We start from the raw sequence: 19,750 nt of genomic DNA on the forward strand, positions 1-19,750 counted from the left end.
ACTTGGCTGACGAGTGTTTTTGGCAGGAAACTGACCTTGAATAATAAAAACAGACAATAAATCAAAATATCACTAGCACTTGTTGTATTCTTGAGTTAAGTTTGACTGGTCGAACAAGTTGAAATTCATGCTAGGATAAGTATAAAAATCAACGCTAAAAGTAAAAAGATAATAAATATATGCTTTTGAAAATTATTGAGTATATAAATAAAGATTAGCCTGTGGGGAGATAAAATGAAGAAGCTAGTACTGAGTCTCGCCATTGCCAGCACATTAGGTTTAAGTGCTTGTGATGACGAAACCATAAAAGATGTTGAAAACAATGTTATTGAAAATGATTCTGCAGTTACCGCAAGTGCGCGTGTTAAGTTTGACCCTAGTGCTGGTGCTGCGGGACTTTCTATTCCGAATGATCTAATTTTCTCTGGCACCCAAGATGGCACCTTAGAAATACCAGTGGCTGACCCTACGGATGGCTCTGATCCCTTTGTAGCTATCAGTGCGCTTGATGGCTGGTCTATTTCACAACCGTTTACGCTAGCAATTGAATTTCCCGCCGGTAGCTCTTTAAATGCCGACACTGCCTCTGAACCAGCATCGGTCCGCATTTTCGAAACCGTTATGGGCGGAGACCTAAATGATGAGGAATGTGCAAGCGTTACGCGCGGCTTAGCCTGTAAAATTGTTGGTGAACTTGTTTTTGGTCAACACTTTGTCACGCAAAAGTCAGGTGATAATGTTGTGGTAGTGCCGACTCAACCATTAAAACCCGAAACTAGCTACCTTGTGGTAATGACAAACAACCTTCGTGATAGTAACGGTAAAGCTGTTGCTGCCTCATCAACTTATGAATTAGTACGCCAAGATATCAACACTTTACCCTTAGGTAATGAATCACAGCTGCAATTGCAAGGGGTGATTAATAGTTATGAAGCCGCTGTTGTTGGCGCGGGTGTTGATAAAGATAGCATTATATATAGTGCTGCAATGACGACACAATCAACAAGTCGAGTTTTATCTACTGTTAAGTCGCTTATGGCGGCAGGTGTGCCACAAATGCTGGCAAATGCGCAGCAAGGTATTCCTGCGATTGGTATTGCCGATACCGGCATGTCAGTGGCCAATGTTTTAGGCGATCGAATTCCTGCCGAGTTAATACCTTTATATTCTGCCGCCAATTACCTGCGCGGCTCAATTACATTACCTTATTATTCCGCTGTGCCATCCGCTGAAAATCCGTTAGCACCGGTTAACGACTGGTGGCGTGCCCGTTGTGATTCTGGCGCTACTTTGGCCGGCTTAGCGGCGGCAAACCCAGCGGCGATACCGCCAGGACCATTAGATGAAAATGATGGTTTTTGTATGAACTTTGGTTTACGCGATTTAAGCTCAGTTGCAGCCATTGATACCGAGCGCAACTTAACCAAGTTCAACCCCATTCCCGCAACTAGCGCCATGATGCCAATTGATGTGCAAATGACCACGCCTGATATTGCGGTGGCCAATGCGGTGCGTGCTAGCATGAACTTACCCGCATTAGCAGAGCCTGAAAACGGTTGGCCGGTTGCAATGTTAGTGCATGGCGTTACCTCAACTAAAGAGCAAATGTTGCCAATTACCGGCTTATTGTCGTTATATGGTATCGCCACAATCGCCATTGACCAACCACTACATGGCAGCCGTGGTTTTGACCTAAACGGTGATGGTACTGACGAGATTAATACTAGCGAAATATCGACACTACATTATGTTAATTTAAAAAGCATGTTAACCATGCGCGATAATACGCGCCAGAGTACCGCTGATTTACTAGGCTTGCGTTTAGGCATGAACTTTTTAGCGGGTGTGGACAGCGACGGTAACTCGATAAAAATTGACCCCAGCCAAGTGCACCTTTTAGGTCACTCTTTAGGTGGTATCTATGGTATTAATGCGGTTGGCTTAGCGAATACGCCACTAAACGAACAGGTTGATGGTTTATTTAACATCGCCAGCACGTCATTAGCGATGCCAGGATTAATGTTAGCTAACTTTGGTATGAGTTCACCAGCATTTGAAGGACTAGCAAAATCAAACTTAACGTTAGAGTTATCGCCAGAATTTGCTGCAGCCGTGGCGCAAAATCTACCGACAGATTATAGCCAAGAGCAATTAAGTGCTTTCTACTTTGCGTTTTACGACAGCTTAACTGCAGAACAAAAAGCTACTTTAGATGCCGGCTTTGCTCAATTTACTTTTGCTGCTCAAACGGTAACTGATTCAGGTGACCCTATCGCTTATGTGCAAACATTAGCCGCAACTCAAACACCAACACATTTAATTGAAGTGGTTGGCGATGGTGCGGAAAACCTTGCTGACCAAGTCGTTACTAATACTGCGCCATTTACTCCTATGGGTGGCACAGAGCCCATTGCCCGTTTACTGGGTTTAGCCGGCGTAAGTGAAACCACTCAAGGCTCAGGTATTGTTCGTTTTATTAACGGCCATCACAGCTCAATCTTAGATCCACGTCCAAATGCAACGTCACCTGACGCTGCGCTAAGTGCACGTGCAACGCAAGAAATGCAAACGCAAGTCGCTACTTTCTTTGCCAGCATGGGACAATTGATCAAAGTAACAGATAGTGCTGTAGTAAAGTAAAACCAGCACGCGAGTTATTAACTAAGCCCTCAATTTGAGGGCTTTTTTTTTATTGCTCGTTTTTTTAATAGCTTAACTATATTTTAAAGCTTGCGCCGTGATTAAATCTGTTGTAAATGGAATAAACGTTAACCCTGAATGATCAATAGACCCTAAAGGTAAAGCGTTGCCTGACATAATATAAAACATTAATCTTACCAAATATCTGTGCTAGGAATGGGGAGTTTACCTGGTATTGACTATAAGAGGTTTATCTTTAACGATAAGGTTTTATAATGCAGTAACTTACCCCATATCAAAACTAACTTTAAATAAAATTATTGAACATTATGATAGTGAATCGCGTGCCAATGTGGCAAATTCAGCGCGAGGAAATATCGATTAGGAGAAAACATTGGAATTTTTGTACGAGTACGGACTATTTTTAGCGAAAACTATTACCTTTGTCGTCGCCGTTATTGCAATTATTATTGCCATAGCGTCATCGGCGATCAAACAGGGCAGTAAAAAAGGCGAATTAGAGATCACTGACTTGTCAGAGCAATTTAAAGATGTTGAAGAAGAGATCAGTCAACATCTACTGAGTAAAGAAGCATTAAAAGAAAAAGAAAAGCAAGATAAAAAAACGGCCAAAGAAGAAGCAAAAGCCGCAAAGAAAGCGGGCAAAACCGACAGTAAAGACAGCACCGAATTGCCACGTTTATTTGTGGTCGACTTTAATGGCAGTATCGATGCAAAAGAAGTCAGCTCGTTGCGTGAAGAGATCAGCGCCATTTTAACCGTGGCCACGCCAAGTGATGAAGTCTTGGTGCGCCTAGAAAGTGGCGGCGGTATGGTACATGGTTATGGGTTGGCTTCATCGCAACTGGATCGCGTGCGCCAGCATAATATTCCACTAACGGCATCAGTAGATAAGGTTGCCGCCAGTGGTGGGTATATGATGGCCTGTGTTGCCAATAAAATAGTGTCGGCACCTTTTGCTATTATTGGCTCAATTGGCGTTATTGCTCAAGTACCTAACTTCAATAAACTGTTAAAGAAAAATAACGTAGACTTTGAACAATTTACTGCTGGTGAATTTAAACGTACGGTCACTATGTTTGGTGAAAATACTGATAAAGGGCGAGAAAAGTTTACTGAAGAGCTAGAAACCACCCACACATTATTTAAAAATTTTGTTACAGCACATCGTCCTAGCCTCGATATTAGCAGTGTTGCAACGGGGGAGCATTGGTTTGGCACGCAAGCAAAAGACTTAGGTTTAGTTGATGAGCTGCAAACCAGTGATGATTACCTGCAAACTCGCGCTAAGTCACACAAAATAATACAAATTAAATATGCGACAAAAAAGGGGCTTGCGGAAAAACTGTCAAAAGCTGCTTCGCTGTCATTTGAAACTTTACTCAGTAAAGTTTGGCAAAATAATCGAATTTTTCCAAGCTAATGAAATCGATGCATAACCAGGCATTAAGTTAAGATTATGGAAAATAGTTTTTGGCATAGTTGTTGGGAGCGCAATAGCTTGGGATTTCACCAAGCAAGCGTACACCCATTTTTACCGCAATATTTTGAGAAGCTGCGTCTAGCAACCGACCAACATGTTTTTGTACCTTTATGTGGTAAAAGCAGCGATATGGCTTATTTAGCGCAGTTTTTTCAAGTAACAGGCAGTGAACTAAGTGAAATAGCCTGTCGTGATTTTTTTAGCGAGCACCAGGTAGCCTATCAGCAAGCCAAAGTCGCGCCATTTAAGCGCTTTGATGCGGATAAGCTAACCTTGTGGCAAGGGGACTTTTTCCAATTGACCAGCGAGCACGTTGCGCCGGTTGATTGGATTTATGATCGGGCAGCATTAATTGCACTCCCCTTAGCCATGCAGCAAAGCTATGTTGAACATTTGAAACAATTTTTTAAGCCAAGTACGCGCTTGTTTTTACTAACGCTAGAGTTTCCGACTGAACAGTTAACCGGCCCCCCGTTTGCCGTTAATAACGCCGATGTAGCGCATTTGTTTACTGGCTTTAACGTTGCCTGTATTGCAGAGCGGGAGCTAGAAAACAAGCAATTTGCACAACGTCGCTTTGATGTTGATTACTTGATTGAAAAACTTTACATAATAAGTTGGAAAAACTAATTACTTGGCGTTCAAGCTTCAATAAAAAGCAAAATCACGTCACATTTTTAAGATAACAAAAAAGGTGCTCTTGGCACCTTTTTTGTCATTAATTCTAGAGAAATTAATTATTTTTACCGCTATAGCGCTGTTATTCCGCTAATCTTGTCATTTTTTCAACACGATTCGGTGTCTTCTCAAACTGGCCGCGATTCATGGCGACTTGAGCACGCGCCGTTTTTTCGATAGGGTTGAGCGCTACGGTATTTAATTTGATTGATTGTGCTAAATGTTGCTTGGTTATTTCTACTAATTCAACCGCGTCAATGGCTTGTACTTTAACGAGTTGAGTTGCTTGGCTGTTACCAGCAATGAGAGCGAACATCGCTGCCACTGTTAATTTTAAAATGTTGTTCATAAGTCACCTGTAATAAAACGTCAATAGTCCGTATAGATGTTTTGGGACTCTTTCTTTCTGCTTACAAACAAGGGTTGGGGGCTTGTTTGATTTTGCCCAATCAATTCGGGATAAAGATGAAGTCCTTCATCTATGTCGAGTATATTACGTTAATGCTGGCAACTTTTAAAATGACAAATTATAATGTCATTCATTAGAAAAACTAATCCGACATGATTATGTGAATAATATGGTGAATTATGCAACTTTATCTTTTTAATTTCTTGGTTTTACAGGTGGCTAATGGCTAAGAGACTCCCGCCATTAAACGCTATTAGGGCTTTTGAAGCTTCAGCGAGGCAATTGAGCTTTACCCGGGCAGCTGAAGAATTATTCGTCACTCAAGCGGCAATTAGTCACCAAATAAAAGCGTTGGAAGATCATTTAGGCATAAAGTTATTTATGCGTAAAAATCGCGCCTTGTTGCTAACAGAAGATGGCCAATCCTATTATCTCGATATTAAAGATATTTTTAATAACTTACATGAAGCAACTGAAAAACTATTAGCGCGGGGTGAAAAAGGCGCAATAACAGTGAGTATGCAACCAAGCTTTGCCATTCAATGGTTAGTGCCAAGGTTAAATAGCTTTAATTTAGTTCATCCTGATATTGATGTTCGGATTAAAGCCGTTGACCAACCAGAAAACTCACTAACTGAAGATGTTGACTTGGCAATATATTATGGTCGCGGGCGTTGGAGTGGCATTCACGCTGAGCAATTGCATACCGAATATTTAATTCCTGTCTGCTCACCGTTGTTATTAACCGGTAAAAAACCTTTAGCTAAGATAAGTGACTTAGCTGGGCACACACTATTGCATGATACTTCAAGACGTGACTGGAAACGTTGGTTTAAATTTGTAGATGCAAAAGCCAGCAATGTAAATCATGGGCCTATTTTTAGCCATTCGGCGATGGTGTTGCAAGCGGCAATACATGGCCAAGGTGTAGCCTTAGCACACAGTGTTTTAGCTAAGCCTGATATTGATGCTGGCCGATTAGTTTGCCCGTTTAAAGAGGTGTTAGTGAGTAAAAACTCTTACTATATTGTTTGTAGAGAGCAGCAGTTAGAAATCGGTAAAATCGCTGCCTTTAGGGAGTGGGTATTGCAAACCGTCGCAGATGAGCAGTCGCTAATTGATGAAGAGAACATCATATGAAAGAAAGAGCCAGCACCATAACTAGCCAACTAGATAATGTTGAAAATGCCAAAGCTATGGTGGTATTTGCGCATGGCGCAGGTGCTGATATGCACCACGGCTATTTAGATGCACTGGTTAGCTTGATGAATGCACAGCAGCTTGCGGTATTGCGTTTTAATTTTCCGTATATGGATAAACGCCGGCTTGACGGCAAGCGACGTCCGCCTGACCGAATGCCGGCGCTTATTGATTGTTATCAAACAGTTTTAGAGGGCATAGATACACAGTTACCGCTTTATATCGCTGGCAAATCGATGGGAGGACGTGTTGCCGCAACGCTGGCGAGTGATAAAAACCTAATTGATGCTAAACAGCTGCGCGGTGTTATCTGTTTAGGTTACCCGTTTCACCCGATCAAAAAGCCTGAAAATTTACGTTTAGCGCCTTTGCAAGACACACAGCTACCCGTGTTGATATTACAAGGACAACGCGACGCGTTAGGGTGTGAAAATGAAATTAGCCAATATCAATTAAACCAACTGTGTCGTTTGCATTATTTTGCCGATGGCGATCATGACTTAAAGCCAAGAGTTAAGTCTGGCTTTACCTTAGCACAGCATCAAGCGGCGGCTGTTGCGACAATGAGGAGCTTTATCGATGAAATCAATTTACCTTGCTAAATTACTGATGATATTTGTTGGTATCAGTGGCTGTTTTTCGGTATTATTCGGCGCTTGGTTAGCCCATGGTGGGCAATCACTACCTTTGGCGTCACAAGAACGTCTCATGAGCGCCTTAACGTATCAATTTTTTCATACCTTGGCTTTGTTACTATGCATTACATTATTTACGCTGCGCAAGCAGATGTTAATTATAGCGGCAGGTATGTTATTTGCGGTTGGCATTGTCGCTTTTAGTGGTAGCTTGTATATCAAAACATTATTTGATGTTTTGAGTGTTGGAAAGTTGGCGCCGTTTGGCGGCCTGTCATTTGCACTTGCATGGCTTTTGCTTGGATTTGCAGGTACTAAAATGTTTGATCATAAGTTAGGTAATTAATCAAAATGACTAGCATAGTATTATATTGTCGCCCCGGTTTTGAAAAAGAATGCGGTGCAGAAATTCAAGAAAAAGCTTCATGGAATGAAGTTTATGGCTATTTGCAATTAACAAAAAATCAAGGCGTGGTGTACTTTCATCTTAACAATGCCGAGGAAGGTGAAGTGCTAATGGAAAAAATTCCATTACGTCGGCTGATTTTCGCTCGTCAATGGTTTGTCACCGTCACCGAAAAAATTGACTTACCAGACTACAACCGTGTTGAAACTATTTGTCAGGCCTTAGGCAATGAGTGGCAGTATGCTGATTTGCGTATGGAAACGCCAGACACAAACGATGGCAAAGAGTTGTCTAAGTTTTGCCGTAAACTGGCCGTACCGCTGCGACAAGGGTTAAGAAAAGAGAAAATATTAACTGAAAAAGGTGATAAAGACGGCGCTGTTTTGCATGCACTGTTTTTATCTGGCAAGGAAGTGATTATGGGCTACTCACTTGCGCGTAACACCTCGCCACATGTCATGGGGATTCCCCGTTTAAAATTCCCAAGTGCAGCACCAAGTCGCTCTACTTTGAAACTTGATGAAGCTTTTTTACACTTTATTCCACGAAATGAATGGGAAACACGCTTAACCTCAGGCATGAATGCTGTTGATTTAGGTGCCGCACCTGGCGGCTGGACCTATCAGTTGGTGCGTCGTGGCATGATGGTTACTTCTGTTGATAATGGGCCTATGGCAGAGTCTTTAATGGCGACAGGGCAAGTAAAGCACCGTACTATGGATGGCTTTAAATATGTACCACAAAAGCAAAACGTATACTGGCTTGTTTGCGACATGATTGAAAAACCTCAGCGTGTCGCCAAACTTATGAGCGAGTGGCTGCTAAAAGGGCAATGCCAAGAAGCTATTTTTAACTTGAAATTACCGATGAAAGGGCGTTACCAGCAAGTTGTTGACGACTTACAAACCATCAAAGATGCCTTTTCAGCGCACAAAGTAAAATATGAGCTGTATGCTAAACATTTATATTATGATCGTGAAGAAGTGACGGTACATGCAAGGTTACTTTCGCCGCCACCTGTAACCCTTGACGAACGCAAATCATAAGCGCCTGATTAGTAGCAAAGAGTGCAGATTAGAAGCGTAATATCTGCACTCTTAATAACTAATAAATATTAGCTTAACTATATTCTCCACTGTGCCTATTTTAAGGCGATATTTTTTGAGCGCATGACACAGAGCCAAATCACGGCAAGTAGCAATAAAAAATAGGTTTTGGGCTCATTGACCGCAACGCTTTTAGCTTGACCTTGAATGGCGATTTTTTGAAAAGCAACAGCTTCACTGCCACCATTGCTGCTAGCAATTAACTCAAGCGTCATTTGATTGCCGGTCGCTAGAATGTCAGTACTGAATGTTTGAAATACATTATTAAGTGCTTTTGAGTTTACTGTCATAGGGTCATTTAGTATCTGCCAACTGTTATCCTCTAATTGGTATTGCGCCACACCATCTTCATCACTTTGCCCCTGAAATAAAACGGTATAGCCACCATTATCAATGCGATAGCGCCACAAAAAATAGTCACTGCTTTCAAAGTCGCCCATGGCGGCTATATCCATGACAAGGGCGAGTGAGGAAAGCGTCGAAATATCGAGCTGCCAGTATGCGTTAACAGCGCCGCTAGGGTTGTCTTGGTTAATGGTATCGACAATACCGAAGAAATCGTGATTATTGGTACTTTTGATCACGCCTAGGCGATCAGCGCTCTTAGTCATGGTGTCATCTATTAATGCTTGCGGAATTGTGCTTGTCCGTTGTCGTTGATATATTTGAAAGCCATCTTCAGCACTTGAAAAAGCCTGCTTAAAGGGATTGGTATAATTCACTTGAGTATAGTTGTCTGGCGTCAGTAATTGATAACTGATCAGTGCCGCTTGGCTACAGGTAGTAAAAATTGAGCATAGTAAAGCGCAAGCAAATTTGGGGTAGCTGCAGTTCATAATAAGTCCTTTTATTCATTATTTAATAAGTAGAGTCAGCTTAGTGTTACATCAGCATGACAACTACTTTCGTCCTTGAGGTAGTCGGCTGCTACTGCACTTTAGCACAATGAAAAGGTGTAAAGCTTAGCTAGCAAAAATCATTAATGAGTATAGCGTGGCTTTACAAAAAGGCGAATAGAGAAAAGTTGCTGCTAATAAACGACAACAACCAAGCCGAGTGACTTGGTTGTTGTGGACAGGCGGATATGGTTATAAGCGTTCTAACACCGCTTGAGTAAAGTCTGTGGTGCCATGGCTACCGCCGAGATCACGCGTGGTTCTATCGCCTGATTCAATCACTTCAGTAATAGCGCGACGAATGTTATCGGCTTTGTCAGCCATACCTAAATATTCAAGCATTTGAATTGCTGCTAAAATTACCGAAGTGGGGTTGGCCAAATTTTTACCAGCAATATCGGGAGCACTGCCATGAACGGCTTCAAAGATGGCACAATCTTTACCAATATTAGCGCCTGGTGCCATACCTAAACCGCCCACTAAACCGGCACATAGGTCAGATAATATATCACCAAATAAGTTGGTGGTGACTATGACGTCAAATTGCTCAGGGTTCATGACTAACTGCATACAACAGTTGTCGACTATCATCTCTGTTGATTCAATTTGAGGGTAACGCTTAGCTACTTCACGAGCGACATTTAAAAACAACCCTGAGGTTGATTTAAGAATGTTGGCTTTATGAACCGCGGTGACTTTTTTTCGACCTTCTTTAATGGCCGTTTCATACGCAAAAGTTACAATACGCTCAGCACCTTCTCGGGTAATTAAGCTCATCGCCTCAGCTTGTTGACCATCTTCTGAGACAACTTGTCCTAAGCCAGAGTACATGCCTTCAGTGTTTTCTCTGATGGTAATGATATCAATGTTGTCATAGCGCGCTTTAGTACCTTTAAAAGATAAAACAGGGCGCACATTAGCATAAAGCTGAAATTGTTTACGTAGCGTGACATTGATTGAGGTAAAGCCTTCACCGACTGGTGTGGTTAATGGTCCTTTAAGGGTGATTTTATTTTTCTTTATCAAGGCTAAAGTTGATTCAGGCACAAGATCGCCATGATTCTCTAACGCGGTTAGCCCCGCATCTGCATATTCATAGTCAAAATCACAACCGGCTTTGTCTAATACTTTAATGGTTGCGTCTATGATATCTGGGCCTATGCCGTCGCCTGGGATCACTGTGATTGTTTGTTTAGCCATTATTCTCTTACCTTTTCAGTATTACTTGTTTAAATAGCACAATGTGACATTGTTGCTGGACTATATATCAATCGCCCAACAATATGTTTGATCTGAGACTGCTATTTATCAATTGATTAATTTAATGTCGGCAATTATAGCAACTAATCGGAGCAGTTAGTATGAATTAGCGATAAACTTTAGTCGTAAAGTATCGATAAGTTAACAGCCCCTGAAATACATTGGCATTACTGAACAGCCGTATGTTGGTGTATGGTGCTAATTTATTGGTATTTTATAATGACAAGAACTGTTGATAAGCGGTATTACCTATCGCAGTTAACACGCCATTGGTAAATAACAAGGCAGTGCATTCATCTTGGGTGGTAATGCCATCAGATTTAACATGCTGGGTACGATAAAAGCTGACTTGGTATCGATTATCGTCAACGATTTTTGCTTCGGTAATATCGGGGCTGCCCAATTCTTTAATGGCAGTATCAAAATTAAATTTTTTTAATTCTAGCTTAGCAATAAACTGTCGGTTATAAGCTTCACGATCTTCCCAGCGCATTTTAGCCGGGCTATCGTCGTAAAAGTTAACGACTAAGGCGACGAAGATACCGTAAGCTGCTAACGCGAGTAATATTCTAGCAATAACTTTTTTATTCACTTTTAATCCTTGGCTCTTTCTTAATAAATCTCGGGTCACTGTTAGTGGTGGGTTGGTGTTACTAAGGTGATAGCACCTGTTATAGGTACGGGTGCAGTGAAATGCACGTTACAAACACTGTCACTGCCTTGCATAGGGAAGTTTTACCTTAGGTGTTTTGGTTTTTGCTCGGTCATATTCATGACTGACATAATGACTTGATGTTACCAGATTGTTAACTGCTGGCAAGCGCATTTTCACTAGGTAATCTGATGTCTTTTAAATTAAAACCTAATGGAATATCGTTCTTTAAGGTCAGTAACTTTCGACTTAAAGTAATTTGCTCGTCGTGATCTGCTAACTTGTCACGGACACTTTGTTTTAAGTCGCTAGCCGCCAAGATACTTTTAATCGAGCCATATTGGTTTAATAATTGTGCTGCGGTTACTTGACCAATGCCGGCAACGCCAGGAATTTTATTGGTGTTATCACCGGTTAATGTCCACAGTTCCAGTAACTTATCTGGTTTGACGTTAAACTTATTGATAACGTAATCTTGATCTAAAAAGCGCCGATTAAAATAGTCATAGACCTGAATATGCGGGTTTAGTAAAGATAAAAAGCATTTATCTGTCGACACTATAGTGACATTTTGGTTGCGCAAGGCTACTTTAACCGCCAAGGTGGCGATCAAGTCATCCGCTTCATCGGCTTCAGAAACTAAAGAGTCAACGTGATGTGCCATAAAGCGATCTTGAATATCAACCAGTTTGTCCGCCAAATGCTCAGGCATTTTTTTGCGGCCTTTTTTATAATCGGGATAAACCTCGTAACGCCAACATGGGGCTTGAGCGTCAAATACCGCCAAGGCATGACTAGGCTGCAATTTTGTTAAAATTTTTGTTAAGGCTTGCTCACAGGCGTTAGCGGTATTAAATAACACTTGTTGTTTGGTGTTTTCTGCCAAGCTGTTATTGCGTAAAAACGGTCGCTCTTGTACCGCATAAATTCTTCTGATCAAATTTAATGCGTCAATTAGAACCACGTGTAGTGTCATCGTATTAACCTTCTATTACACGATAGCAAGGCACATACTCGCTGCCAGGCAATTTCATGCGCTGTTGCTTGACAAACGATTCTAGTAGCGTATCCATTAATGCCATCATTTTACCATCACCACTAATGACGAACGGGCCGTGTTCGCGAATTGCCTTAATGCCGCTTGCTTTAACATTACCTGCAACTATACCTGAGAATGCACGTCGTAAGTTAGCCGCTAATGAGGCAATTGTTTGATTATAATGTAAATTTAATGATGCCATATTATGGTGATCAGGTTCAAATGGTTGCTGAAACTCAGGTTCAATAACCAATGACCAATTAAAGTGATAGGAGTCTCCGGTAAACTTACGATGTCTAACAACTTCTTCAGTGGAGGCTTTAATTGCTTTTGCTACTTGCTCGGCATCATCAATAATTATGGTATAAAGTTGCTGTGCTTCCTCGCCGAGTGTTGCGCCGATAAAGTTGTCAATTTGTTGAAAGTATTCGGCACTTTCTGTTGGTCCCGTTAAAAATATCGGTAGTTTTTGCGCTTGGTTTTTCGGATGTAGCATAATACCTAAAATATACAGCAGCTCTTCTGCAGTGCCAGCACCACCAGGAAAGATAATAATGCCGTGTGACATACGCACAAAAGCTTCTAGTCGCTTTTCTATATCTGGCATAATTACCAGCTCATTGACTATCGGGTTGGGCGGCTCAGAGGCGATAATACTAGGCTCAGTTAAGCCGATATAACGACCATTAGCAATACGTTGTTTGGCATGACCAAATGTTGCACCTTTCATAGGGCCTTTCATGGCTCCAGGGCCGCAGCCTGTACAAATGTTGAAGCCTCTTAACCCCAAATGATAACCCACTTCTTTGGTGTATTGATACTCAATAGAATTGATAGAGTGCCCACCCCAGCAGGTAATTAAATTTGGAGAACTGTCGGGGATAATGGCATTGGCATTGCGTAAAATATCAAAGGTAATATTTGTTGCACTGTCAGGCACTTTGTCATTCAGGTGATAACGATCAGCAATAAAGAGAATATCGCGTAAAACCGCGGAAAGGTGCTCTTGAATACCTTTAATGATGACACCATCGACAAAAGCGTGCTCAGGTGGGTTGTCTAAGGCAAGTTTGACTCCTCGCTCGCGACGTAATACTTGAATTTGAAATTGTTGAAATTGTTGGTAAATATCTTCGGCATTATCCGTGTGGCTACCAGCGTTTAATACCGCTAATGAGCAATTTCGATAAAGATTATAAAGCTCACTGGTTGCTGATTGTTGCAGATGGTCAACCTCTGCCTGTGACAGTAAATTCATTTTGCCTACAGGATTAATTTGGGTATGCATAGCTAATTTACCTCATTGTTATTTTTATCCGTAAATGACTCTATTTTTGCCATCGTGTTTTGCACGGTAAAGTGCAGCGTCTGCTCGTTCAAAAGCAGAATGAATATTGTCTCCTGCTTGCACAAAGGTGACACCTAAAGAAAGGCTAATGCTGACTCGGTTGCCTTTAAATGTAAAAGGAAGACTTGCTACTTTTTTACGCAAAATGTTGAGTTTATTAATGACGGTAACTTTATCAAAACCTTGAAATATCAAGACAAACTCTTCACCGCCATAACGACAAATAAAGGCATCTTCAGCAATAACATCCATCAGGGTTTTAGCAATCGCTTTTAATGTTTTATCACCGGCACTGTGACCGTAGGTGTCATTTATGCGCTTAAAGTCGTCTAAATCTATTACGGTTATGGCCAAATCAAAACTTTGGTGATGATAATGTACCATTTGCATGGCAAAAAACTCATCAAAAGCGGCACGATTTGCTAATTTAGTTAAGCCATCTTGCATGCTTTTAATTTGCTGCTCTTTAATACGTTTTTCAAAACTTTCACTTTCTGACTCTAACCGGCTTATTTGTGCCGACATTTTATTTAATTTGTCGTTTAAGGCGAGGCGCTGCTCGGCTTCTAGTTGATTCTTTTTTGCTAGCGTTTTAACAATACTTTGCAAATGGTTATTAACGCCGGTTTTCATATCAAGCAGTGAGTTGGTGCCATTAATGTCATCACTGATGGTTTTAATGTGTGTTTTTAACTCAAGATTTAGCGCGTCATGTTCGGTATTCGAGGCATTGATACTGGTGATGGTAGACGTTACCGAACTATTAACTGAGTGTAAGGCTTCGCTTAATGTTGATAAAAATGCTTTTGCGCTCGCTCGCTCTTGTTGTAATTCGTCAAGTACTAGGTCAAAAACGTGTAAACATTTAGTCAGCAATTTATGGGTGGGTAATTGCTCAGTTAATGATGATTTTACTTTGCTGATGTCGGCTTTATGTTTGCTGGTGTTAACTAAGGTATTGAGAATGCTGTTAAAGCGTTCCTGCGTTTCTTTGGTGATAACATCAAGGTTATTCCCTGAGGCTTTGCCTAAATTATCAGCTACGTCAGCATTATTATTTTCCGGTGTGACTTTATTGTCATTGTCACTAGACGCCGATGTTGATGCTGCTTGAAGTGACAAAAGTGCATTTTGAAAAAATAAAATAAACTCATTGATTAAAGGCAGGTATTGATTTAATGAGCTAGCGCCTCGCTTGGTTTTGTCGATGAGCTGTTTTAATTGTCGCTGACTGCCTGCATTTGTGGTTTGAGACTTTTGCACGCTAAGTGCTGACAACAGTAAGTTTTCTTGTAGGGCTTTTAAGTCGACCTCTTGTTGCGCTATATGTTGGTGTAACAATGGTGATATGCTTGCAATTTCGCGTTCGAGATCAGAAAAATTCGTAGATTTTTTTAATGTTGCTCGAAGCTTTGCTAATTTGTTATCTAATGATAGATCTTTGCCTCTGCAGGCGAGTGATAATTTTGTGATAAATCCGATTAACAGGGCTGATTGTGCGCTTAGCGCTTGCTCTAATTCGCCGCGAGCACTGACCGCACGGTCAAGGCGCGCTTTTAAACGACTAATGGCTTTATCCGAAACAGCTTTATCGGTCATTAAATATTGTTCCTAAATACATGCTAACAGTTATCAACGAATTGCGAGCAACAACAGAAATTTTTGATAGAAAATCAAAGGCAATACATTACTTTAACTATACGTTAATAATAACGAGGTGCCGGTAAAAAGCTAGCATAAGCGCTCATCAATCACTTATTCGCCTAGAAAGTGAGCAATAACTTGCGTTATTGCCTTAATGTGCGCTTGCTCGGTGCTTGTGCAGTCTCAGTGCTGCGAAACGGGTTGATATCTAAACCTCCTCGTCGTGTGTAACGCGCTAACACGCTGAGTTGTTCGATTTCGCAATAACGCAGTAGATCACAAAAAATGCGTTCTACACATTGTTCATGAAATTCATTGTGTTGGCGAAATGAGATCAGGTATTTTAATAACGCGTGATGACAAATTTTATTGCCACTATAGGTGATGTAAATGCTTGCCCAGTCTGGTTGATTGGTAATTAAACAGTTTGATTTTAACAGATGACAAACTAGGCTTTCTTGTACTTGTTTTATTGGTGTGTGGCTGGCGTTGGCCAAAAGCGCTGGATTGAGCTGATAACAATCAATTTCGATGTCTAACTCGTCAATACAGACTGCCTGATCGTCGCTAATCTCAAGTGCCGGACATTGGTTGACAGGAAACAAGCTAACGATTGCGGCAGCACCTGCTGTCGCTGATAAGTCAGTTGTTAAGGCCTCTTCAACCTGTTGCCACGAGGCAAATTGGGTTTGGTTAAAGCTATTTAAATATAGCTTAAATGATTTGGACTCAACGATATTTGGGCTAGTACAAGGGAAGCGAAACTCCGCTACTGCGACAACGGGTTTCCCCTTGCTATTAAGCCAAGATAATTCATAGCCATACCAAACATCTTCGCCAATAAAGGGCAAAGTATTTGCGCTTAGGCCTAAACTGTCTCTATTTAAACTTCTAGGTACCGCTTGCAGTAGTTCTGGGTTATATTGGCTGCAATAACTGGTGGCTTTGCCAAGCGTTAAGTTTGCTAACGCTTTTGCATTTAAATAACTGCTCATTGTTGAGTCGCTTCTTCTTTAGTTTTATCAATACTGTTTGGTGTTGGCGTTATTTTATAGGATTTTCAAGTGAGATGAAAATATCAAAAAATTTCCTGAGTGATCGGGTCTGGCATTTTGCACAAGATTACCTGCAAGCATATCAGCTAAGGTTTCAACATTTACCGATCACAGAAAAAATAGCCGACTGGCCTTCACCTTGTGAGCAGGGTATACATCAAGAAATTTATTCTTTATGGCAACCCATTAAAGTAACCGAGCCGTTAACTTTTACGAATGTAGAAACTGCACTGGAGTTGACACTTCATGATGATATTAAAACTTATTTCACCACGCTTTACTGCGATAGCTTAGATGCCAGCTGTGAGCACGGAGATTTATCGCTACTTTTTGCTTGGAATTCAAAAGACTTTGCCCGTTTACAAGAGAATATTATTGGTCATATTTTAATGAAAACCAAATTAAAGCAAAAGCTAACGGTTTTTTTTGCCACCACAGATGATGATGACCATATTCTTTCAATCGCCAACGATGATGGCGCGGTATGGGTTGAGAAAGTGGGTTGCGAGCCACATAAAAAATTGGCGCAGTCGTTAGCTGAATTTTTACAGCAGATAACGCCACGGATACCGCCAAAAGCGTAACGCTTTAAACGCTATTGCTTGCTTAATTGCTGTACTAATTTCTTTAACTCAGCGACTTCTTGTTGCAGTGGCGCAATGGCCTGTGCAATAAGTTGCTGTAGTTGGGCATTATCTTTGTGCTCTTCCTCAACGGCGCTTTTGATGGGGTGGTGCAGCTGGGTATGGGCTGCATCATGTTGCCAAGTTTTTAAAACAGCGATTATTGTTGGTAAAGGTACAGGTTTACTCAGTTGGCTTTTAATCAGTGCCACGCTGGGGGTTTTGCCTGTATTGGCGATTCGATTGGCAATGACGGTAATTTCAGCAGATATAGTCATAATGCATAACTCAAATGTAAAAGTTGCAATATTTTAGCTAAAAACACTAACTTTGTCTTGTGGATAATTGAATTTTTATTTTAATTTCTTTATTAATCAGTTGGTTATAAAATTGGTTTGGCTTTTGCTGTAAGCATGATGTTTAGCAAACTTACAACTTTTTAATTGAGAGATATAAAAATGAAAAAATCGATTTTAGCTTGTCTGGTCATCGCACCATTAGCATTTAGCTTAACAGGGTGTGTTATAGCGGTTGGTGATAAAGACGGGCGTTTAAGCTCTAGCCATTATGAAGATAGAGAATTTGAAAATAGAAAAAAGATCGCTCGCTTACAATTAAACTCTAGCTTTGCTGACGTTCGTGGTGAAATGGGAGTTGCTGATTTTAATGAATCCTATATGGAAGCGGGTAAGCAAGTTAATATAATTTATTATCGCACTCACCGCTTGCATAAAGATGGCATCACCACAAAAGATGAATGCACTAAGTTAGTTTTTGTCAATAACGCATTAACGGCGATAGAGTAGGTAGATTGACACTGGCTGTTATTGGTAGTGATTTATTAAAACGTAATTAAAGCAATGCTTTAGGTTAAGGATTGCTTATTCAATTGTCCAGTATCATAACGCTTGCAGCAAACCTTGCATTGTTAACCTGGGTCAACTGAGTATTAAATTGAGCTTAGCGTTGAAAAAGTTGAAAACATTAAAGCCTGACAGGTAGTGCTGTTGACAAAAAAAGCCTGTGTCGGCAAACTCGCAGACACAGGCTTTGTTAATTGCAGCCGATAAATGAATGATAATTAAAAGCCTGTAAAATCAAACCTGTAATAAGCTCGCGCTGAAACTAAGTTGAATAGTTGCAGGGGAGTATCACCATAAATTTTGCCACCCATAACCTTAGTTATGCTGTCTGACGCCATGTGCTTTTGATCTGGCGTGACTTGGCTTATGTCGCTGTGTATGCTTGACGCTAGCACTTTTATTATCCACTTTATTGCGGGTAATATACGGCGCTTTATGAGCTTTTTGTTGGCTCAGCTGTCTTGGTTTTGACATATTTTGCGTACCGTGAGCTTGCGGTGATTTGCGATAATGCGCTTGTGGTTTAGTACGATACTTTATCGCTTGTTGCTGAACAGTTGACTGCGTTTTGCTCGCTTGTACGTTAACCGGGCGATTGTTTTTAACATGTGCTGCTTGTTTATGTTTTTCAACAGCTACGCGATTTGAAATAGGGCGCTGCTTGTGCTGCTGATGTTTGCGCACCTGATGAGGTTTGGCTTTTAGCGCTTGGCTCGTTTTTAAGTGCGCTACGCTATGTTGCACTTTATCCGTCCTTACGTTTTGATGGTGCGTTAAGTGTGCTTTTTTAATGTGCTTTTGTTTTGCACGCAATGCACGGTGTTGTTGTACTTTAGCACCGTGAGCAGCATATTTTTTTTGTATATGCGCGTTTCTATAGGCTACGCCTTTTCTATGGCGTGGGTTATGTTGCCAGCGTTTAGCTTGATAGCTTGTCGCACGTTTTTTCTTGCTGTGATGCTTGTAGTAACGAGATTTATGATGGTAAACAACTACATGGCGGTTACTCCAATGCATAGCACCAAAAAATATCCCGACACTTAATTGTACTGGGTTGTGCCAATAGTAAGGACCATAATGGGTTCTGTAGTGTATCGGTTGTTGCCAATAAACCGGTGGATAGTGAGCCCAGCGCCAAGGCCCATAGACAAGTCGCGTATCATAGTAAGGCACATAAATAATATGGCTTTGTCTTGGCTCAATAATAATGGTTTGCGCCTCACGAACCACGTTAACATTGTCCATTTTATCTAAGTTGCCTGCCCGCGCTGCCTGTTGGCGTAAAATCTGTACATGGGCCAGCACTTGTGATTCATTTTGTAAAAATGCATCACCTAAATTTCGCATCCATGGTAGGTTGTTACTGAGCTTGTTAACAATGTCAGCAAACGGTAATAGTGCTTTAACACTAGGATCCCAATCTCTATCTTCTGCTGCAATTGCTAGCTGTTCACTATTTAAATGCTGTTGAGTGTCTAACCATCGCTGCGCTTCAATAATTTCAAGTGGATAGGTGGCGGCAATCAAAATATGACTTAATAACACATCGGGATACAAGGCAATGGGCGCTAACATCTGCTCAAGCTCTGCCGCGCTGTAAATACTGGCTTCGACCGGCTCAGCGGTCTGTGTTAATAAATTTACTTTCTGATTTGCGCTAGTGTCATTAGCAAGACTTGTTGACGCAACAAGCAAAAAACTTGATAACATCACATAGTTTAGTGACCTAATAGGTGTAACATTCAGCATCTTGTACTCCTTAAATCCAAGGTAATAAAAGGTCGCCATTTGA

Annotated in this window: 19 protein-coding genes; 9 read left to right on the forward strand and 10 right to left on the reverse strand. The window is 41.1% G+C overall.

Annotated features, from left to right (window positions below; translation table 11 throughout):
- Positions 1–234 precede the first annotated feature (234 nt).
- The 3 genes from B6K83_RS07195 to tmpT all read left to right on the forward strand — a co-directional run bounded on the left by B6K83_RS07195 (position 235) and on the right by tmpT (position 4,774).
- The gene (locus B6K83_RS07195) at positions 235–2,640 is read left to right on the forward strand and encodes a VolA/Pla-1 family phospholipase (protein ID WP_085284237.1); all 2,406 of its coding nucleotides are present in this window, start codon (positions 235–237) and stop codon (positions 2,638–2,640) included.
- A gap of 394 nt (positions 2,641–3,034) precedes the next feature.
- Positions 3,035–4,084, forward strand: coding sequence for a protease SohB (gene sohB, locus B6K83_RS07200; RefSeq protein ID WP_085284238.1), 1,050 nt, complete (start codon positions 3,035–3,037; stop codon positions 4,082–4,084).
- A 36-nt stretch (positions 4,085–4,120) separates the two neighbouring features.
- Complete coding sequence (gene tmpT, locus B6K83_RS07205; protein WP_085284239.1) at positions 4,121–4,774, forward strand: thiopurine S-methyltransferase; 654 nt, start codon at positions 4,121–4,123, stop codon at positions 4,772–4,774.
- Positions 4,775–4,904: 130 nt separating this feature from the next.
- Here the strand turns inward: tmpT and B6K83_RS07210 are convergent, their stop codons facing one another.
- Positions 4,905–5,171: a hypothetical protein gene (locus B6K83_RS07210; protein ID WP_085284240.1), complete on the reverse strand. Its 267-nt coding sequence runs from the start codon at positions 5,169–5,171 to the stop codon at positions 4,905–4,907.
- Positions 5,172–5,453: 282 nt separating this feature from the next.
- Here B6K83_RS07210 and B6K83_RS07215 point away from each other — a divergent pair, with 282 nt between their 5' ends.
- From B6K83_RS07215 to rlmM, 4 genes are read left to right on the forward strand one after another with little or no spacing between them, the layout of a single operon-like run.
- Positions 5,454–6,371 (forward strand): transcriptional regulator GcvA, encoded by a 918-nt coding sequence (locus tag B6K83_RS07215; RefSeq protein ID WP_085284241.1) that lies wholly within the window; start codon positions 5,454–5,456, stop codon positions 6,369–6,371.
- Positions 6,368–7,033 carry an alpha/beta family hydrolase gene (locus B6K83_RS07220; RefSeq protein ID WP_085284242.1) on the forward strand — a complete coding sequence of 222 codons (666 nt, stop codon included), beginning with the start codon at positions 6,368–6,370 and terminating at the stop codon, positions 7,031–7,033. The genes B6K83_RS07215 and B6K83_RS07220 overlap by 4 nt, the downstream gene beginning before the upstream one ends.
- Positions 7,011–7,412 carry a DUF423 domain-containing protein gene (locus tag B6K83_RS07225; protein WP_085284243.1) on the forward strand — a complete coding sequence of 134 codons (402 nt, stop codon included), beginning with the start codon at positions 7,011–7,013 and terminating at the stop codon, positions 7,410–7,412. The genes B6K83_RS07220 and B6K83_RS07225 overlap by 23 nt, the downstream gene beginning before the upstream one ends.
- A gap of 5 nt (positions 7,413–7,417) precedes the next feature.
- Entirely contained in the window at positions 7,418–8,518 is a 1,101-nt protein-coding gene (rlmM, locus tag B6K83_RS07230) for a 23S rRNA (cytidine(2498)-2'-O)-methyltransferase RlmM (protein WP_085284244.1), read from the forward strand.
- Positions 8,519–8,613: 95 nt separating this feature from the next.
- On the opposite strand, the gene B6K83_RS07235 is transcribed toward rlmM, so the two are convergent.
- The 7 genes from B6K83_RS07235 to queF all read right to left on the reverse strand — a co-directional run bounded on the left by B6K83_RS07235 (position 8,614) and on the right by queF (position 16,412).
- Entirely contained in the window at positions 8,614–9,414 is an 801-nt protein-coding gene (locus B6K83_RS07235) for a hypothetical protein (protein ID WP_085284245.1), read from the reverse strand.
- Positions 9,415–9,666: 252 nt separating this feature from the next.
- Positions 9,667–10,674 (reverse strand): isocitrate dehydrogenase, encoded by a 1,008-nt coding sequence (locus tag B6K83_RS07240; RefSeq protein ID WP_085284246.1) that lies wholly within the window; start codon positions 10,672–10,674, stop codon positions 9,667–9,669.
- 274 nt (positions 10,675–10,948) lie between these two features.
- On the reverse strand, positions 10,949–11,326 hold the full coding sequence (locus B6K83_RS07245; protein ID WP_085284247.1) for a DUF3192 domain-containing protein: 378 nt from the start codon (positions 11,324–11,326) through the stop codon (positions 10,949–10,951).
- Between the two features lie 214 nt (positions 11,327–11,540).
- Positions 11,541–12,362, reverse strand: coding sequence for a flap endonuclease Xni (gene xni / locus B6K83_RS07250; RefSeq protein WP_085284248.1), 822 nt, complete (start codon positions 12,360–12,362; stop codon positions 11,541–11,543).
- Positions 12,363–12,366: 4 nt separating this feature from the next.
- Positions 12,367–13,713, reverse strand: coding sequence for a nucleotide 5'-monophosphate nucleosidase PpnN (gene ppnN / locus B6K83_RS07255; RefSeq protein WP_085284249.1), 1,347 nt, complete (start codon positions 13,711–13,713; stop codon positions 12,367–12,369).
- Positions 13,714–13,737: 24 nt separating this feature from the next.
- Complete coding sequence (locus tag B6K83_RS07260; RefSeq protein ID WP_085284250.1) at positions 13,738–15,372, reverse strand: GGDEF domain-containing protein; 1,635 nt, start codon at positions 15,370–15,372, stop codon at positions 13,738–13,740.
- 188 nt (positions 15,373–15,560) lie between these two features.
- Positions 15,561–16,412, reverse strand: coding sequence for an NADPH-dependent 7-cyano-7-deazaguanine reductase QueF (gene queF, locus B6K83_RS07265; protein WP_085284251.1), 852 nt, complete (start codon positions 16,410–16,412; stop codon positions 15,561–15,563).
- 74 nt (positions 16,413–16,486) lie between these two features.
- Here queF and syd point away from each other — a divergent pair, with 74 nt between their 5' ends.
- The gene (syd, locus tag B6K83_RS07270) at positions 16,487–17,056 is read left to right on the forward strand and encodes a SecY-interacting protein (RefSeq protein WP_085284252.1); all 570 of its coding nucleotides are present in this window, start codon (positions 16,487–16,489) and stop codon (positions 17,054–17,056) included.
- Positions 17,057–17,067: 11 nt separating this feature from the next.
- Here syd and B6K83_RS07275 read toward each other — a convergent pair whose 3' ends face one another.
- Positions 17,068–17,373, reverse strand: a complete 306-nt coding sequence (locus tag B6K83_RS07275) for a hypothetical protein (RefSeq protein ID WP_085284253.1) — start codon at positions 17,371–17,373, stop codon at positions 17,068–17,070.
- Positions 17,374–17,553: 180 nt separating this feature from the next.
- Here B6K83_RS07275 and B6K83_RS07280 point away from each other — a divergent pair, with 180 nt between their 5' ends.
- Complete coding sequence (locus B6K83_RS07280; protein ID WP_085284254.1) at positions 17,554–17,901, forward strand: DUF3192 domain-containing protein; 348 nt, start codon at positions 17,554–17,556, stop codon at positions 17,899–17,901.
- A gap of 372 nt (positions 17,902–18,273) precedes the next feature.
- On the opposite strand, the gene B6K83_RS07285 is transcribed toward B6K83_RS07280, so the two are convergent.
- Positions 18,274–19,707 (reverse strand): DUF3300 domain-containing protein, encoded by a 1,434-nt coding sequence (locus B6K83_RS07285; protein WP_158088327.1) that lies wholly within the window; start codon positions 19,705–19,707, stop codon positions 18,274–18,276.
- Positions 19,708–19,750 lie beyond the last annotated feature (43 nt).

This window comes from Colwellia chukchiensis (assembly GCF_002104455.1).
In the GTDB taxonomy this organism is placed as follows: Bacteria; Pseudomonadota; Gammaproteobacteria; order Enterobacterales; family Alteromonadaceae; genus Cognaticolwellia; species Cognaticolwellia chukchiensis.